Origin of the sequence: Dendronalium phyllosphericum CENA369 (genome assembly GCF_016056275.1) — a bacterium.
GTDB lineage: Bacteria > Cyanobacteriota > Cyanobacteriia > Cyanobacteriales > Nostocaceae > Dendronalium > Dendronalium phyllosphericum.
The window spans coordinates 1-17,660 of the sequence record NZ_JAECZA010000087.1; the positions used below are offsets into that span (position 1 = coordinate 1).

General features: G+C 41.0%; 14 protein-coding genes. 8 read left to right on the plus strand and 6 right to left on the minus strand.

What is annotated here, in order from left to right; all coding sequences use genetic code 11:
* From I8752_RS17865 to I8752_RS17890, 6 genes are all read left to right on the plus strand, one after another.
* On the plus strand, positions 1 to 1,819 hold a 1,819-nt coding region (locus tag I8752_RS17865), incomplete at its 5' end, for an efflux RND transporter permease subunit (RefSeq protein WP_225895732.1).
* A 961-nt stretch (positions 1,820 to 2,780) separates the two neighbouring features.
* A complete protein-coding gene (locus I8752_RS17870; RefSeq protein ID WP_214433657.1) occupies positions 2,781 to 2,936 on the plus strand; it encodes a hypothetical protein in 156 nt (51 codons plus the stop codon).
* A 181-nt stretch (positions 2,937 to 3,117) separates the two neighbouring features.
* The gene (locus I8752_RS17875; RefSeq protein WP_214433658.1) at positions 3,118 to 5,223 is read left to right on the plus strand and encodes a thioredoxin domain-containing protein; all 2,106 of its coding nucleotides are present in this window, start codon (positions 3,118 to 3,120) and stop codon (positions 5,221 to 5,223) included.
* 23 nt (positions 5,224 to 5,246) lie between these two features.
* Entirely contained in the window at positions 5,247 to 5,630 is a 384-nt protein-coding gene (locus tag I8752_RS17880; RefSeq protein ID WP_214433659.1) for a glyoxalase superfamily protein, read from the plus strand.
* A gap of 183 nt (positions 5,631 to 5,813) precedes the next feature.
* A complete protein-coding gene (locus I8752_RS17885; RefSeq protein ID WP_214433660.1) occupies positions 5,814 to 6,461 on the plus strand; it encodes a molybdenum cofactor guanylyltransferase in 648 nt (215 codons plus the stop codon).
* 556 nt (positions 6,462 to 7,017) lie between these two features.
* Positions 7,018 to 7,953: an ABC transporter substrate-binding protein gene (locus I8752_RS17890; RefSeq protein ID WP_214433661.1), complete on the plus strand. Its 936-nt coding sequence runs from the start codon at positions 7,018 to 7,020 to the stop codon at positions 7,951 to 7,953.
* Positions 7,954 to 8,090: 137 nt separating this feature from the next.
* Here the strand turns inward: I8752_RS17890 and I8752_RS38085 are convergent, their stop codons facing one another.
* Positions 8,091 to 8,225 carry a hypothetical protein gene (locus I8752_RS38085; RefSeq protein WP_263985428.1) on the minus strand — a complete coding sequence of 45 codons (135 nt, stop codon included), beginning with the start codon at positions 8,223 to 8,225 and terminating at the stop codon, positions 8,091 to 8,093.
* A 360-nt stretch (positions 8,226 to 8,585) separates the two neighbouring features.
* Here I8752_RS38085 and I8752_RS17895 point away from each other — a divergent pair, with 360 nt between their 5' ends.
* A complete protein-coding gene (locus I8752_RS17895; RefSeq protein ID WP_214433662.1) occupies positions 8,586 to 11,789 on the plus strand; it encodes a glycoside hydrolase family 15 protein in 3,204 nt (1,067 codons plus the stop codon).
* Between the two features lie 160 nt (positions 11,790 to 11,949).
* Here I8752_RS17895 and I8752_RS17900 read toward each other — a convergent pair whose 3' ends face one another.
* The 5 genes from I8752_RS17900 to I8752_RS17920 form a co-directional block, all read right to left on the minus strand.
* Positions 11,950 to 12,156, minus strand: a complete 207-nt coding sequence (locus I8752_RS17900; protein ID WP_214433663.1) for a hypothetical protein — start codon at positions 12,154 to 12,156, stop codon at positions 11,950 to 11,952.
* 361 nt (positions 12,157 to 12,517) lie between these two features.
* Complete coding sequence (locus tag I8752_RS17905; protein WP_214433664.1) at positions 12,518 to 13,687, minus strand: MFS transporter; 1,170 nt, start codon at positions 13,685 to 13,687, stop codon at positions 12,518 to 12,520.
* Positions 13,688 to 13,767: 80 nt separating this feature from the next.
* Positions 13,768 to 14,859, minus strand: coding sequence for an AI-2E family transporter (locus tag I8752_RS17910; protein WP_214433665.1), 1,092 nt, complete (start codon positions 14,857 to 14,859; stop codon positions 13,768 to 13,770).
* Between the two features lie 278 nt (positions 14,860 to 15,137).
* Positions 15,138 to 15,572, minus strand: a complete 435-nt coding sequence (locus tag I8752_RS17915) for an NUDIX hydrolase (RefSeq protein WP_214433666.1) — start codon at positions 15,570 to 15,572, stop codon at positions 15,138 to 15,140.
* A gap of 31 nt (positions 15,573 to 15,603) precedes the next feature.
* A complete protein-coding gene (locus I8752_RS17920; protein WP_214433667.1) occupies positions 15,604 to 16,020 on the minus strand; it encodes a hypothetical protein in 417 nt (138 codons plus the stop codon).
* A gap of 721 nt (positions 16,021 to 16,741) precedes the next feature.
* Between I8752_RS17920 and folD the strand changes: the two genes are divergently transcribed.
* Positions 16,742 to 17,620 carry a bifunctional methylenetetrahydrofolate dehydrogenase/methenyltetrahydrofolate cyclohydrolase FolD gene (gene folD, locus I8752_RS17925; protein ID WP_214433668.1) on the plus strand — a complete coding sequence of 293 codons (879 nt, stop codon included), beginning with the start codon at positions 16,742 to 16,744 and terminating at the stop codon, positions 17,618 to 17,620.
* Positions 17,621 to 17,660 lie beyond the last annotated feature (40 nt).

Sequence of the window (17,660 nt, forward strand, 5' to 3'; positions counted from 1 at the left end):
CAGGGGAGCAGGGGAGCAGGGGAGCAGGGGAGATGAGGAAGATGAGGGGGATGAGGAAGATGAGGAAGATGAGGAAGATGAGGGGGAAATTCCCAATCCCCAATCCCCAGTCACCAGTCACCAGTCCCCAGTCCCCAATTCCCAATCTCCAGTCCCCAATCCCCAGTCACCAGTGCTTAGGGCAAAATCCAAAACCCAGAATTTTAAAACTCGTCTTTACAATATTTCGGAAAACTTCTTTAATTTGTTGTTGGGCGGATACGATAAAACTCTAAAGGTATCACTCAAGTATCACCGCACGACGATGGTGATTTCTGGGGCGATTCTTTTAGCGACTGTGTATCTGTTTATGGTAGTGCCTAAAGGATTTGTTCCCAATGCTGATGTCGGACAAATTACTGCAACTACTCAGGCTTCAGAGGATATTTCCTTTGACGAAATGGTAAAGCATCAACAGGCAGTGGCTGCGATCGCTTATGCCGATCCGAATGTCGATTCAATCAACTCTAGCGTTGGGGCTGGCGGGCCAAATGCTTCCGCTAACACTGGACGAATTTTAATCGAACTTAAACCTCGCGGTCAGCGTCATCTCAGTGCTGATGAAGTCGTACAAGAACTTCGCCCCAAACTATCACGCGTACCTGGGGTTAAGGTCTTTTTACAAAATCCCCCTGCTATTAATGTCGGCGGGCAACAGACGAAAGCGCAGTATCAATTTGCTCTCCAAAGTCCTAATGTTCAGGAACTTTACCAATATGCTCCTGTTTTAGAACAAAAACTCCGCACACTATCAGATTTGCAGGATGTCAACAGTGACTTGCAAATTAAGAATCCACAAATACAAGTAAGCGTAGACCGCGATCGGGCTTCATCTCTAGGTTTAACTGTCAATCAAATTGAAACTGCCCTCAGTAATGCTTATGGTACTCGTCAGGTTTCCACTATCTACGCTCCTGATAGCCAGTATCAGGTAATTATGGGAGTGGAACCAAGATACCAGCAAAATCCCTATGCCTTAGAGCTACTCTCGGTTCGTACCTCCAGCGGACAACTAGTGCCCCTCAATGCTGTCGCAACATTGAGTAAAAATGTCGGGCCGCTGACTATTAACCACAACGGGCAGCTTGCTGCTGTGACTTTCTCTTTTAACCTTAAGCCTGGGGTGTCGCTAGGTAGCGTCACTGGTAAGATTGAGGAACTCGCCCGTCAAACACTGCCAGCTACTATCAGTACCAGTTTCCAAGGTTCCGCGCAAGCATTCCAGTCCTCGATTCAGAGTTTAGGAGTGTTACTGCTAGTTGCCATATTGGTGATTTATATCGTTTTAGGGATTCTTTATGAAAACTTTATTCATCCAATAACTATCCTCTCTAGTTTGCCCTCTGCTGGATTTGGGGCGCTGTTAACCCTATTGGTATTCGGCGTTGACTTGAATATTTACGCCTTTGTGGGCATTATCTTGCTGGTTGGTATTGTGAAGAAAAACGGCATCATGATGGTTGACTTCGCCATTGAAGCTCGTCAAAACGGTAAAAATCCTTATGATGCTATCTATGAAGCTTGTCTAGTCAGGTTTCGTCCAATTATGATGACGACGATGGCAGCACTGATGGGAACGCTACCCATTGCCCTCGGCTTGGGAGCAGGTGCAGATACACGCCGTCCTCTAGGTCTGGCGGTAGTTGGCGGGTTACTGTTCTCACAGTTCCTCACACTTTATTTAACGCCTGTTTTCTATACCTACATGGAATCTTGGCAGACTAAGTTAAAAAAACACAACTGGCGCAAGCAGTCAAAACGAAAATCACCTGCACTTTAGGGAAGTCCAAGAAATAATACCAATTTGAAAAAAGAATGCAACAGTAGGGGCGTTCGCTTTTAGCGTTCCCGCAGGGTACGGCCGTTCGCCCTTACAAACTTATCCAATCGAGATTTTCGGTGCGTTAGGACGTTCCATCCATAACGTACCTTCCCAAATAAAAAGTTAATGTGGAGTCGGTTTTTCAAGTTGTGTGTACGCCACAGTCGTTGTCAGCGAAACGCCTTTCCGTACCTCTAAGGTATGAAATGACGTGAAAACCCTTTCTGAGCAACTGCCTACCTAGGTTGATTCATAGATAAGATATTTATTTATTATTTATTTATAAATTTCTTAAGCTTATATTTATAATTTCTGACAAATTAGCTCTCACCATATTGTACAAAAATGTAATTCTTAATTCTCTAAGAGATGCTGCATCGTCAAGAAATTTTACCTTGCTTAATTACAGATAAATTTATCTAATAATATAGATCGTAATTCGCAAAAATTCAGTTAATTACTACTATATAAAGTGCGTGTAGCTATTTAATCTATTTGTTTGTGACAACAGCTGATTATTGGCTATAACCAAGGCTTAGTCTAGTTTTTATGTAGTTTGGCAGATGCAATAAATTCCTACGGGCACTTTTTATAGTGTAAAAGCGTCTCAAGAAACATCCTTATATGGGAGTAAGTAGTTAAAAATCTCTAGCAATGTCTAGAACAAGCTACTGTCTATCTACGCCAACCCTGAAAACAGGGCTTTACTACATAATTTTTCTAGCATGGCGACTAGATTACTCACTAGATAAGTGCTGGTAAGTTTTTGTCAGCTATTGGGAACTTTTTAAGTATTTCTTTAGAATTTTTGTGAGTAATTATTCGGTTATTCTCGTTAAATTCCGATAAACCAATAGTACGACTTGTATTTACAGTCACTAATCTTGCTTGAAATGCTATCAAACAACGGAGACCTGCCATGCGAGAAAAACTTGTGCAAGCCGCCATAATTACCTTCATACTTCACCTGATAGCAGGACTTAGCCCAAACACTAGAGTTCAAACACAGGTAACATTACCCAGACCAGAAACGCCAGCAACAATTGTCAGCCTGCTATTACGCTCTTTTAAATGAGTGCTGAGTGCTAAGTGCTGAGTGCTGAGTGCTGAGTGCTGAGTTAGGAGTCGCAAGTCGCAAGTCGCAAGTTATTCTCCCTCAGTCCCTCACTCCCTTGTCTCCCCCAGCTCCCCCTGCTCCCCTACCTCTCTCGAACAAGGTAGACTGGGCAAAGAAGGCAACTATCTGCATCTGAATCATGACTAATCGCCTTGCTGAAGCTAAGAGTCTTTACCTCCGCAAACACGCTCTTAACCCTATTGATTGGTGGCCTTGGTGTGACGAAGCTCTCACAACTGCAAGGGCGCAAAATAAACCTATTTTTCTCTCGATTGGGTACTCTAGTTGTCACTGGTGTACTGTCATGGAAGGCGAAGCTTTTTCCGATCGCATTATTGCCGAGTACATGAATGCCAACTTTCTGCCGATCAAAGTGGACAGGGAAGAAAGACCTGACCTTGATAGCATTTACATGCAGTCTTTGCAGATGATGAGCGGTCAAGGCGGTTGGCCTTTAAACGTTTTTCTTGCCCCAGAAGATTTAGTACCTTTTTACGCTGGTACTTATTTTCCGATGGAGCCGCGTTACGGTCGTCCCGGTTTTTTGCAAGTTTTGCAAGCACTTCGTCGCTACTACGATACAGAAAAAGAAGATTTGCGCCAACGCAAAGCATTAATTGTGGAGTCGCTTCTCACTTCTGCGGTATTGCAAGACGGTGCTACTCAACAAGCTCAAGAAAATGAATTACTCCGCCAAGGCTGGGAAACCAGTACGGGCATAATTGCTGCAAATCAATACGGTAATAGCTTCCCCATGATTCCCTATGCAGAATTAGCACTGCGGGGATCGCGGTTTTTGTCTCCTGGCTCTGATTGGGAACGAGAATCTCGGTATGATGGCAAGCAAATTTCTCGCCAACGAGGACTAGATTTAGCTTTGGGTGGCATTTATGACCATGTAGGCGGCGGGTTTCATCGCTATACTGTCGATCCCACATGGACAGTGCCCCACTTTGAAAAGATGCTCTATGACAACGGTCAGATTCTGGAGTATCTAGCAAATTTGTGGAGTTCTGGAGTAGAAGAACCAGCATTTGCGCGAGCGGTGGCTGGTACTGTTCAATGGCTGCAAAGAGAAATGACTGCATCGGAAGGTTATTTCTATGCTGCTCAAGATGCTGATAGCTTTACTAACCCAACGGCAATAGAACCAGAGGAAGGAGCCTTTTACGTCTGGAGTTACAGCAAACTCGAACAACTGTTAACTTCGGTAGAATTAAAGGAATTACAACAACAGTTTACAGTCACCCCTAACGGTAATTTTGAAGGCAAGAATGTGCTGCAAAGGCGTGATGCAGGGAAACTGAGCGAAGCTCTGGAAATTGCATTAGGTAAATTGTTTGCTGCTCGTTATGGTAGTGAGCCTAAGTTGCTTACGACTTTCCCTCCCGCCCGCAATAACCAAGAAGCCAAAACTGCCAACTGGCCCGGTCGCATTCCTTCAGTCACAGATACAAAGATGATTGTGGCTTGGAATAGCTTGATGATTTCCGGGTTGGCAAGGGCTGCGGGGGTATTTCAACAACCTTTATATTTGAAAATAGCAGCACAGGCAGCGAATTTTATCTTAGAGCATCAATTTGTAGATGGGCGTTTCCACCGCCTCAACTATCAAGGCGAACCAACTGTTTTAGCTCAGTCTGAAGACTACGCTTTGTTTGTGAAAGCACTACTGGATTTACACCAAACTTCGCTGACACTCGGTGACAATCAACTCCTGCAAAAGCACTCTGATTGGTTGGAAAAAGCGATCGCAATCCAAGATGAATTTAATGAATTTCTCTGGAGTGTAGAATTAAGCGGTTACTACAATACATCCAGTGATGCCAGTCAAGATTTAATTGTGCGCGAGCGCAGTTACGCGGATAATGCTACACCATCAGCTAATGGAGTAGCGATCGCTAACTTAGTCCGTCTTGCTCTACTTACAGACAATCTACATTATCTAGATTTAGCCGAGCAAGGCTTGAAAGCTTTTAATGGTGTGATGCGTAGCGCTCCCCAAGCTTCTCCCAGTTTGTTTATAGCTTTAGATTGGTATCGAAACTCTACCTTAATTCGCAGCACAACAGAGCAGGTAAACACTCTCATTCCCAAATATCTACCTGCTGCTATGTTTACTGTGGTATCGAATTTACCACAGAACAGCATCGGCTTAGTTTGCCAAGGTTTGAAGTGTCTTGCACCAGCAGAAAGTTTAGAGCAGTTATTGCAACAAGTGCAGCAGAGTCAAACTAGGGGATGATTTTAAACGCTGGATGTACAATCATGAGTAAATTGCCCTTACTGAAAAATATCAGCCCTATGATTCCGGCTGGCAACGATGTAGAAAAATCTATCGCTTTCTACGAACAACAGCTTGGTTTTAGAAAAATTCATCAAGAAGGCAACCCAATCAAAATGGCAGTTGTCAAACGCGACTCAGCAGAAATTTTTCTTTTAAGGAATGACGACCAACACCTTGCAGAAGGGACAACCTTTCGCATTCAAGTTGATGGTATCGAGCAACTTTATCAAGAATTTCAATCTCAGAACGGACACATAATTCATCCGAATGGTGAGTTGCAAACGAAACCTTGGGGAATGAAGGAGTTTGAAATTATTGATATAGCTGGTGTATGTATTACGTTTTACGAGCCAGAAAACCGATGAATATCTGATCCCAGCTCGTAATTCGTAATACCCTTCTCCTGAAGGAGACGCTACGCGAACGGGAAGCCGCGCATAGCGCGTCTACGTAATTCGTAATTAAGAAAGTTTCATTTCTTCTAAGTTTCTGGGTTTGGATCTGTATGATTATTGTTGGGAAATGGTATCAAATTAGCTAAATTGAAAATGACAACCCGCAGCGAATTAACTGCTATTGTGCTGGCAGGTGGTAAAAGTTCTCGTATGGGTAGGGATAAAGCCTTACTTCCTGTTAAAGGTGTGCCGTTGTTACAGCGAGTTTGTCAGAGTGCGGAAAGTTGCGCCAACATTGTTTATATTGTGACTCCCTGGCCAGAACGCTATCAGCACTTGCTTTTACCTGATTGTCAATTTGTTAAGGAAGTATTTTTATCTTCAGAAAAGGTAAAAATACAGGAAAGTACGGAGAATTCCATCCTCTTGCCAACTTCCCATAGCGAAGGGCCACTTGTCGGATTTGCTCAAGGATTGGCAAAAGTTAACACAGAATGGGTACTGCTGCTAGCTTGCGATTTGCCTCGGTTGCGAGTTGAGGTGTTGCAAGCATGGGCGGCTGGACTTGATAATGTAGAAGGTGAAGCGATCGCAGCTTTAGCTCATCATCCTAAAGGCTGGGAACCTCTGTGTGGTTTTTATCGCCGTCGCTGTTTGCCCCAACTTCTAGAGTTTATCAACCAAGGAGGGCGATCGTTTCAGCAATGGCTTAACCAGTATTCTGTAAAAGTTTTGCCCTTACCAGCACCGGAAATGCTTTTTAACTGTAATACGCCAGAAGATTTGGCATCTATACAATAAAAGTATCATTTTAGTCAATCAAAAATCAAGGATTGATTAATTATTCATCGTAGGAAAAAATCTGACTAGCAGTACTTTCAATAACAGAAAAATTGTGATCTATCAAACAATACTTTATCAAGGTATTATTATATATTAAGTAAAGTTTTCTCAATTAACCTTGTATACTTCATGGCGAGTAGCACACTCATGTATTCTTTAGAGAATTTTGACTTGTGTTAATACTCGTCTTTTTATTTATTTTTTTTACAGTAAAAATACTGCTTAAATCAAGTCCGGCTAATTAGTAATAATTTCCAAATATAGGCAACAGGTCTGAAAACTCCTCTCCTCGGCGGTCTTAAAGATAAGTCTTTAACCAGACGCGATATTATATAGTATAATTTGTCAGTATTATTTAGATATATTTTCCTTGACTTCTTGATAGTAGCATTTTCATCAAAAAAACCGATGAAAAATGACCAAGCTTTAGCAGCTAAATTATGACTACATTTGCTAATTTAAAATGTGGTACTGATGCTTATAGCTCTATCTGTAGCTGCGAGGTAATTGGAATATGTATCGTCGTTGGATATTATTAGCTTTAGCGATCTGTTTGAGTGTATTTTTAACTACCTGTACTACTACACTCACTCAGCAGCCGCAAGCAAAAGTGACAGCGAGTACGGAAATACCTAATACTAAATCACAACAATTACCAAAAGAATCTGCCCAAAGAGTTGTAGCACTGTCTTCTCTTGTTACTGATATTATTTATCAACTCGATAAAAATAAGCTTGTAGGTATTACTGGCAGTACATTATTTAAAAACGACCCTCGTTTTAAAGATATTCCCCGCGTTAGTGAGGGGCAAAATTCTCCTAATTTAGAAAAAATTGTTGCCCTCAAACCAGATTTAGTTATTGGTGCAGAAGGTTTTTCTAACCAAGCAATTCAAAGACTCCAGCAGCTAGGAATTCCTACTTTTCTTACTCAAGTAAAAAGCTGGGAATCTTTAGAAGAACTCACAAAAAAACTTGCTCAATTAATTGATGCCGATCCTCAAGCTTTGTTAAATCGTTATAAAACTTTTTTACCAGATAAGCTGACTCAAAGCCCTTCAACTTTAGTACTGGTTAGTCAACAACCCATTTTAGCACCCAATAAAAACAGTTGGGCTGGAGAATTACTAGCAAAATTCCGGGCAAAAAATCTAGCAGCAGAATTACAAGGTCAAAGTCCAATTGGTGGGTATGTGACACTATCGGCTGAAAAAGTTGTAGAAGCAAATCCAGAAGTAATTATTGTAGTTAATCCTCCTCAAGTAGGCTCAAATACAACTGTATTAGAATCTTTTAAAAAAGAAGCTTTTTGGCAGAAACTACAAGCGACTAAAAATAATAGAGTTTACGTTTTTAGTTATTACGGATTGGTCAATCCAGGTAGTATAGATGCAATTGAAAACGCTTGTCAGCAACTAAAACAAGATTTATTGGTGGCAGAGAATACTTAATAAACCGATTTTATTTAAATATCGTTAATCAAGCTTTCTTACTTTTCAGAGATTCCGATAATGCTTTATAAGGGCACAGCATTTACAACATCTCCCTACATACAATAATTTTACTGATGCCGTGCCCTTAATTTTACTTAAACAACAGACCGTCTCAGCGAACCATCAGCATATAGCTCTAATGGTACTAACTCAACTTTGCCGTTAATTTTAACTTGCGAATAAACTACTTTAACTAATGGAGCTTGATTTTCGTTATAGCGTAGAGACATAATAAATCCCCTTTTCTAATGATTTTTTTTGTGACAACGCTCTAACATCTACAATGTACTTAATTTCTGATTAATTCTCGTTGCATCTATGGAATGATTGTTATTCCCTCTCTAGAATTAACAAAAATCACTTAAAAAATGTATAAAATAGACTGCGTAGTAATAAAGATTTGAATAAATTTGGATTCTCGGTTATGGTTAGTTAAAAATTAAGCAACTAAATACATTTACAAGAGATAATAAGAAATTTCCACTACTCTTAGCTGTAATCCCATTGCCGATGACAGAACGTGTTTTGGCTTGGCTTACATAATTCACTTCACAGCCACAGGGTCAAATTTCGTCTGCCTTAATGAAATTATGAAAACAGCCACCGAATTGCAAACTCGATTGGAGTATTACTACCAGCAAATCAAGACTATTATCCTTACACGTCAGAATCCCATTACTGGTTTGTTACCTGCAAGTACAGCAATAACTGCCCATGGTGATTATACAGATGCTTGGGTAAGAGACAATGTTTATAGTATTTTGGCAGTTTGGGGTTTAGCGCTGGCATATCGCAAGGTTGATGAAGACAAGGGACGCACCTATGAATTAGAACACAGTGTCACCAAGTTGATGCGCGGGTTGCTATTTGCCATGATGCGACAGGCGCGTAAAGTAGAGCGATTTAAACATACTCAGTCACCACTAGATGGGTTACACGCCAAATATAATACTTCCAGTGGCGACATTGTTGTTGGCGATGATAAATGGGGACATTTGCAACTTGATGCTACATCTATATTTTTACTGATGCTGGCAGAAATGACCGCTTCGGGACTACAAATAATTTATACGATTGATGAAGTAAATTTCATCCAAAATTTAGTTTATTACATTGGACGAGCTTACCGCACACCGGACTTTGGAATTTGGGAACGGGGTAACAAAATTAATCACGGTAATGCGGAGTTAAACGCCAGTTCTGTTGGTATGGCAAAAGCCGCCTTAGAAGCTATCAACGGACTTGATTTATTTGGCGTGCGCGGTAGTCAAGCATCAGTAATTCATGTATTGCCAGATGAAATTGCTCGCGCTCGAATTACATTAGAATCTCTATTACCTAGAGAATCTGGTTCCAAGGAAATTGATGCGGCGCTGTTGAGTATTATTAGTTATCCTGCTTTTGCAGTGGAAGATTTAAAACTACGCGATCGCACCTTCAATGATATTATCAACAAACTCCGAGGAAAATATGGTTGCAAACGCTTTTTGCGAGATGGACATCAAACAGTTTTAGAAGACTCTCAACGCTTGCATTACGAACCTTGGGAACTCAAGCAATTCGAGCATATTGAATGTGAATGGCCCTTATTTTTCACTTATTTAGTGCTTGATGGATTATTTCGCGGCGATCGCCAGCAAGTTCAAGAATATCAAAAACACTTAGAATCATTATTAATCGAACGCAATAATTGTTATTTATTACCAGAATTATATTATGTACCAGCAGAAAATATCGAGGCAGAAAAATTAACACCCCAAAGTCAACCCCGTTTACCTAATGAAAATATCCCTTTGGTGTGGGCGCAAAGTTTATATTTTCTCAGTCAAATGTTAAGTGAAGGATTGCTGGCAGTCGGAGATATCGATCCTTTAGGAAGACATTTGTCTGTAGGAAAAAACCGCGAAGCTCTGGTACAAATTGCCTTATTAGCAGAAGATGAAGATTTACAAATAAAACTAGAAGTTCACGGCATTGAAACTCAAACACCCAAGCAAGTAGAACCAATTCAAGTTAGAAAAGCTGGGGAACTTTCAGCTATTTATACCCAAATCGGTCGCAACGATAAACTCGGTTTAACTGGTCGTCCGGTGCGGCGGTTGCGGAGTTTGACAACATCTCGAATCTTTCGCATTCACGGCGAGACAATTGTGTTTTTGCCGTCGTTTTTGGATTCCCAACAATTTTACTTAACTCTTGATTACCATTTTCTCCTCGACCAAATCAGAAGCGAACTTGCTTACATTCAAAAGTATTGGAGCGATTTAGGTCGTCCAATACTGACTTTGATATTAACGCACACTATGTTAGAAACCGGTTCTGAAACATTACTAGAATTAATGCAAGAACTGAAAGATGGTATTTGCAACGGCGTGCAAGTAAAATTAGGGCGACTAAATCAATTGATGCTGACAGCTGGCATCCAAAGAATTGATTTTCTCCCTGATGAGAATTTCTCTCAGTCATCGGTGAAAGATGCCGCACCACATTGCTATTACTTGACTTATCATCCGGGGAAAAACTGGCGTTTGGGGCATACTCAAGAATTCCAGATGGAGTGCGAAACCAACTTGGAATTATTGCTTTCGGCTTTGCGTTCGTCAGAAAATCTCTACGAGCAAATTGAGTTATTGCAGACTTTGATTCGTTTGCAGGGACTAGAGTTTAATACAGGATTTGGCAACCCGCAACATCGAGTTACCGTGGCCGATTTGCTTGATGAAGTCTACACCAAAGCTGGAGATTTAGGTATTTGGGCAGTAGTACGTAGTGCTGCGGGGTTGCGCCAGATGGTTGATATCGGCTTATCGGATGCAGTGACGAGTATTTTGGTGCGGGGTAAGCAGATATCTGTAGGTAAAGCTTATAGTGAAGCATCGCTGATAGCTGTACCGATGTCTCACAACGAAATTACCGAGAAAATTAATCATTTTTGTCGTGAGGATATACGCGATCGCGTGCTCACCCAAGAAATTATTATTTATCTTGGTGTCTTAATCAGATCGGAAAGCGAACTGTTTCGGGGACTGCTGACTTTGCGAGTCGGCTATCTTATCCTGCTAATTACCAGCGAATTAGCTCAAGAATTACAAGTAACTCAAGATGAAGCCTACGAATACTTGATGGAACTTTCACCCTTTGAGGTGAAAATGCGCTTGCGTCAGGTATTAACTGGTTATGCAGGGATGAGTAACTTATTGCGCCAGCAAGAATCATTGCATGTCAAGCAACAAGAAAGTGATATTGATTGGGTACTACCCACACTTGCAGAGGAAATCGAAGCCCCAGCAAGCGGTTGGCGACGCTTTAGGCAAACAGAAGGGGCGCTGAACCGCGTCCCCAAAGAATTTTTTCAGCAAGTTTGGCTATTACTGAAACATTGTAAAGGTTTAGTAATCGGCGATAAATTAGAGCGCCGCAATCGTTTGGATAGCGAGTTGATGTTGTCGGAGATGACAGCAGGCGAGAGGAATTTTGCTTTGCGAGTCGAGCATTTGCTCAATAAAATCGAAGCTCCAGAATATCGCCAAGTTAATATTGAAGCTTTGGTAGAATTAACTGCGATCGCTGCCAAAAACCCGAATTTGCAAATCGAAGAATATATTGTGTTAGATGTATTAATCGGTCATGCCGTGCGTTTAGCATGGTTAGAACACCATCCCGAACGAGGCGATCGCTATGATGAAGACAAAGCTAGCGCGTGGCGATCGTTCTACAACACCTCTCCTAAAGATTGCGCCAACTATATTTTGAAAGCATTCAGGTTCTTGACAAAATTTGCAGTGCCTTCATAAAAGGGACTGAAGAAAGAGTAAAAGTTTTGCAAAATTGAGCTTAATTATGAATTACGTAGACGCACTCTGCGCGGCTTCCCGTTCGCGTAGCGTCTCCTTCAGGAGAAGGGTATTACGAATGACGAATTGGTATTAACGATCGCAAATGTCTCCTTCGTTTTTAAGCTGGTAGCTTATAGTTTAATTTTTGGAGTTTAACTTGAACCCAATTACCACCCTTAGCTGCACATTTAGGGCAAATATCTCCATAACCATCGCCTTGGTCATTGCATACAATTAATCTTGCTTCATACATTTGAAAAGTTTGGCGGCAAATTAAACATACTTGGCTATGTTTTTCTGTATTGCATTCTATTTGAAATTGCATTTTCTTCTCCTAATTAAATATTTTGAAATAAAATAAAAAATAACATACGCTTTAATATATTCGACATCTAGAAGACGAAGTAAATTCTGTAAAAATTAAATGTGATTTGCTATACAAGAGATTATTACTTTAGATAAAGTAAGATGCAGAGAATTTTGAATTATAAGTAATTAAGCGACTTAATCCATACAGATCACCTACGTCTGCCATTACCGAATGGTAGTTTTTTCCCTCTGCCTTGGCCTTCCTTCATTCCACAACTCCATATTTGTTTGTGTTATCACTTTCTCTACTGCCTGATTTTTAAACCCCTACTCTTGAAAGGCTGGGGGGCGGAGAGCTTTCCACATCTCGTAAAAAGTCAGATTTTACGCCTGACGATAATAAAAAATGCCAGCAAAGTAAAAATTAACATTTGCCAAGTCACTAAATTCCAGCCACCAAGATTCCAACATAATAGACCAATGCTAGTACCTACAGCACCGCCGATAAAATAGGTAGTCATATAAACTGTGTTGATGCGACTATTCGATTGAGCATCAAGAGTGTATATCCTGGCAACATTAGTCACCTGCGTTGCTTGTACGCCGACATCTAGTAACAATACAGCAACAGCGATCGCAATCGCTGAATTAGCAGCAATTTTCGCAATTACTAAACTTGCGAGCGTCAGCGACACAGCAATAATTAAGGAACGTTGGGAACTACCTCGATCGGCTAATTTCCCAAAAACTGGGGCCATCAATGCACCTGCGATCGCTACAAAGCCATACATGCCAATTATGTCAGATTGAAAATGAAAAGGTGCTCCGCTTAAATGGAAAGTCAGTGTTGTCCAAAATGAGCAAAATACACCAAACAATAACGCGCCAATTAAAGACGCTTCTCTTAATAAAGCAAAACGTTTTAATTGTTGAAGTGTTGATTTTAATAAATCAAAATAGTAGCCCCTGAACTCATTCTTTACATTTGGTAAATATATATTTAGTAAGACAATAACAATTAAAATCATTACTGCTGACAATCCATATACATAACGCCAATTTAACCATTCAGCAATATATCCACTAAAGACCCTTGCTCCTAAAATTCCAATCAATATACCAGTAAAAATATTACCTACAGTTTTGCCTGTAGTTACTCTATCTATACTTGCTGCTAAGGGAAGAATAACCTGAGCGGAAACTGTTACAATCCCAATAGCTAAACTCAATATCCAAACCTCGATGATGTTTTGTGCAAACGTCATCATTATCAACAAACAGAACAAACATACAAGTAAGAAAAGAATTAATTTTCTCTTGTTGAGTTTATCGCCCAAGGGAATTAAAAAGAAAAGTCCAAAACCATAACCAACTTGCGAAAGCACAGATATGCTACCTACTTCGCCTTCGCTAACTTGAAAAGAAGATGCAATATCTTTAAGAATTGGCTGATTATAATAAATGTTTGCAACACAGACACCAGCTGCGATCGCCATAACTAGTACCTGAACTTTAGTTAATGCGTTAGCTGAGATTTGTTTTTCCATTTAACTAAGTACGCTGTAATTGACCACAAAAGGCAAAAGATTCCCCTACACTCAGTAAAGTGCAAAAATTTCATCTTTTGTTAGTGACATTCACTTATAACTTTTGCAGGTTCTGACTCGATATCATCTAGCTGACGAAAAGCCCCAGCACGCCAGCTATCTGTTATATCCTTGATAAAACTAGCTGTGGGAATCGCAATCAACAAACCCAGCACTCCGCCTAATTTAGCTCCCACCAGCAAAGAAATTACCACCCAAACGGGATTTAGACCTGTTAAATTGCCCAGAATACGCGGTGCAACAAAATTAGAATTCACTTGATCTATAGCTACGGCTGCTATTAAAACTTCTACCCCCAGCCAAAAGTTTTGCAATGCTACTAAAAGACTAACTATAGCGATACCTATACCTGTGCCGAAGGGGAAAAGGGAGAAGAAACCAATAGCGATACCAAAAAGTAAAGCCAAGGGAACTTGTAGCGCCAAAAACACCAATGTAATTGTCACTCCTAGCACTGCGCCCAATGTTGCCTGACCGATAAAGTAATTGTGGAAATCCTCTTTAAGTAATTGCCGTACTTGGGATGCAATGTGATACGGAAACCATTGATATAGTCCATCCCACAAGCGATCGCCATTTAATATCATGTAGATAGTCAGCACTACTGCCAGCACCACATTGACAACAACATTGATTGTATCTACAGCAAAACTGAGAATTTGACCAGTGAATGTCTGTAACTGGCTAGATAAGCGGTCGAGAACTTGGGTAAGTAAGCCGCTTAAATTAATTGGAAGTTGCTGTTGACTTAAAGCCCATTCCTGGAAAGTTTGCAGTTGCTGAGTACCCGAATCAATCCAACTCGGCAAAATATTAACCAATTCGTAGAGCTGTTGAAGAATCCGAGGAACTAAAGTGATGCCTAGACCCACTAAAATCACTACAGTCAACAGTAAAACTACTACAATCGCTAAGTTGCGTTTCACCCCTTTTTCGTGTAAAAACTGAATCGGATAGTTTAAAACAAAAGCCAGTAAGATGGCAGCAGCACAAACACTTACCAGAGGTTGAAAATATTGCACAACCTGAAGCAATAGCCAACCGTTGAGAATGGCAATAGGAAATGCCAATCCGATAGTTAACCATTGTGGCAGTTTGTTTGCTGATTGCATTAGTGGTGACTCCACACGATATCTAACTTTACTGTGACTCTTGGGAATTGCGAAAAGGGGAAGAAATAACGGGAACAGACAAAGGAGAGTTACTGATATATTTTTCTGATAATAGAGATTGCTGTAACTATTATCCTAATGTCAAGAGATTGAATGGCATATCCACCAAGAGGTTTCTCAAATATATCGTCATATTAATATTTTCCGGCATTTTCCAGACTACTCCGAAGTGGACAATTAGTAACTGCCGTAAGTATTCGGGAATTGTTGCGATCGCATTATCTGAGATTTTTCTCTATAAAATCCAATATAATTCGTTGATGCATCAGCCCTAAAGGTCTTACTTCACCAGCATTTTTGGAATAACAATTACCTTGGCGAATATCTTGGGGCGTTAATAAACCCATATCCCAGCCTTCATTTAGAACTAGTTGATTTAATTCCACCAATAATGGTGCATGAAAGACGTGACGCACAACTTTTTCATCGCAATAACAGCCAAATTCAAAAAAAGGTGGTAAAATATAGCCGATTTCTTCTAAAACTTCTCGCTTCACAGCTATATTCGGGGTTTCACCGGGTTCGATATGCCCGCCAAACAGCCCCCAACAACCAGGAGCAGCAATAGTAGGAATATTGTCCCGCAGTTGCATAAGAAACTTGTCTTCTTGGTAAAGAATAGCGATCGCAACATGCACTTGTAGTTGGTTCATAAATTTTTACAGATAATTTTTGTGCCAAATATTACTCTTCCTCCAAATAAACTTCCCCAAACTCTTGATTTGCTAACGGGATGCTTTGGTAAAGAACTTTACCTTTAATCACTACTTGCGTTCCCTGTTTGAGGTTACTTTGGTTGGTAACGACCCAAATTTTGTCAGTTGAGTCGTTAATTTGGTATGCCCACTTTTTTACTAAGGGAACTTGCTTTTCTACTTTCCCTTGAATATAAACTGTAGCTTTTTTATCTTGTTCCGGTTTAATTTCTCGAATCTGGGTAACATTGCTGCCAAAGCTCAAGTTACCAGCTTTTAACCCAGGTATTTTTAAAGAAGCACAACTACAAAGTCCCCCTATACAAAACAAAGTCAATCCCCAGCGATAGAGAATAATGCCGTATCTGTACCAAAAAGAAATGTAAAAATCTTTACTTAATTGCATGAAACCACCAGCCGAGCAAACTTTTGTATCAATTCTTGCTTTGTCGCCTGTTTAAAAATAACAAAGGGAATAACCCTTTTCGATCGCTTTGGGAAAACTCAATCGCTGAAAACCTTTCTGGGCTTTAATTTCTAACTTTTGGCTATAAATTTTAGTTCCTGTTAGAAAATAAAGGCTCAAAGCCTGAGAAATCAAAGTTTCAGAATTGCCTTTAGATAATTGTTTTCCGAGATTGGGGAGATGAGGGAGATGGGGGAGATGGGGGAGACAGTAGACCTCTTGCAGAAGTCGGGAAAAGGGGAAGGAGAAAGGGAAAAGGTTTGGTATTTTCCCTCGCCCCTTATCCCCAGAGGGGACCCCACCTTCCCTAATAAAGATGAGTCCCTTTGACCACAAGAGTGCAAAAAGCACTTTTGCTCATAGGTCTAATAAATAATAATTACTTTTGCCTCCTGCCTTCTGACTAATGACCACTGACAACTGACCACTGACAACTAACTCTTGTACAGACAAGGGTTAATCGCGTCTCTACGACAACTAAGTCCCCAGTACCCATAAGGCAGGCAATCTGAGAAGATAAAAATTGTGGTCTTGTGGTTGGAGAGACGCTACGGCATGACACGGCAACACCATAATAGTCAACACGCAAGAGTTTATGACTGTTGACTCCCCTACAAACGACTCAAATGTGGAGTAAAGGCGAATATAGCAGGGAATTCTCATGGAAATAAAAACTGCCAAACTTCTTGATGGTAAAGCTTTAGCCGAAAAAATTCACCAAGAACTCTCTGTTCGCATTACAGAATCACAAGCCAAAATCGGACGGCCCCCTGGTTTAGCAGTGCTGATGGTTGGCGACAATCCAGCATCAGCGGCTTATGTACGCAATAAAGAGCGAGCTTGCGCTAAGGTGGGTATCACCTCTTTTGGCAAGCATTTTCCCGCAGAAACTACCCAAGGGGAACTAGAGGAAGTAATTGCAGCGCTCAACCAAGACGAACAAGTGGATGGCATTCTCGTGCAGCTACCTTTACCTAACCACCTGGATGCTGTGACTCTGCTACATCAAATAGACCCGGACAAAGATGCTGATGGACTGCATCCAGTTAACTTGGGGCGACTGGTGCGGGGAGAAATAGGTTTACGCAGTTGCACGCCAGCTGGTGTGATGCGGCTGTTGCAGGAATACAAAATTCCCCTGCAAGGAAAACAGGCTGTGGTAGTGGGACGCAGTATTTTGGTAGGTAAGCCTATGGCCTTGATGCTACTAGAAGCTGATGCTACTGTCACCATTGCTCATTCGCGATCGCCAAACTTGAGTGCCATAACCCAAAATGCGGATATTCTCGTCGCTGCTGTCGGTCGTCCCGGATTAATCACTGCTGAAATGGTGAAACCAGGCGCTGTTGTGGTAGATGTGGGAATGAATCGCATTACTGATATTAGTGGCAAAAGCCGTTTAGTCGGTGATGTCGAACTAGAATCAACAGCTGGCGTGGCAGAGTTCATCACCCCGGTTCCTGGTGGTGTTGGGCCGATGACTGTTGCTTTGTTGTTAGAAAACACAGTCGCCAGCTACTTGAGGAGGGTCGGGAGTTAGGAGTGTTGAGTGCTGAGTGCTGAGTGCTGAGTGCTGAGTG

Excerpts from the sequence above, each read along its gene's own strand:
- I8752_RS17905 (WP_214433664.1), bottom strand. The coding sequence starts at position 13,687 with ATGGAAAAACAAATCTCAGCTAACGCATTAACTAAAGTTCAGGTACTA.
- I8752_RS38085 (WP_263985428.1), bottom strand. The coding sequence starts at position 8,225 with ATGTCTCTACGCTATAACGAAAATCAAGCTCCATTAGTTAAAGTAGTT.
- I8752_RS17910 (WP_214433665.1), bottom strand. The coding sequence starts at position 14,859 with ATGCAATCAGCAAACAAACTGCCACAATGGTTAACTATCGGATTGGCA.
- I8752_RS17900 (WP_214433663.1), bottom strand. The coding sequence starts at position 12,156 with ATGCAATTTCAAATAGAATGCAATACAGAAAAACATAGCCAAGTATGT.
- I8752_RS17885 (WP_214433660.1), top strand. The coding sequence starts at position 5,814 with ATGACAACCCGCAGCGAATTAACTGCTATTGTGCTGGCAGGTGGTAAA.
- I8752_RS17880 (WP_214433659.1), top strand. The coding sequence starts at position 5,247 with ATGAGTAAATTGCCCTTACTGAAAAATATCAGCCCTATGATTCCGGCT.
- I8752_RS17875 (WP_214433658.1), top strand. The coding sequence starts at position 3,118 with ATGACTAATCGCCTTGCTGAAGCTAAGAGTCTTTACCTCCGCAAACAC.
- I8752_RS17920 (WP_214433667.1), bottom strand. The coding sequence starts at position 16,020 with ATGCAATTAAGTAAAGATTTTTACATTTCTTTTTGGTACAGATACGGC.
- folD (WP_214433668.1), top strand. The coding sequence starts at position 16,742 with ATGGAAATAAAAACTGCCAAACTTCTTGATGGTAAAGCTTTAGCCGAA.
- I8752_RS17915 (WP_214433666.1), bottom strand. The coding sequence starts at position 15,572 with ATGAACCAACTACAAGTGCATGTTGCGATCGCTATTCTTTACCAAGAA.
- I8752_RS17895 (WP_214433662.1), top strand. The coding sequence starts at position 8,586 with ATGAAAACAGCCACCGAATTGCAAACTCGATTGGAGTATTACTACCAG.
- I8752_RS17890 (WP_214433661.1), top strand. The coding sequence starts at position 7,018 with ATGTATCGTCGTTGGATATTATTAGCTTTAGCGATCTGTTTGAGTGTA.
- I8752_RS17870 (WP_214433657.1), top strand. The coding sequence starts at position 2,781 with ATGCGAGAAAAACTTGTGCAAGCCGCCATAATTACCTTCATACTTCAC.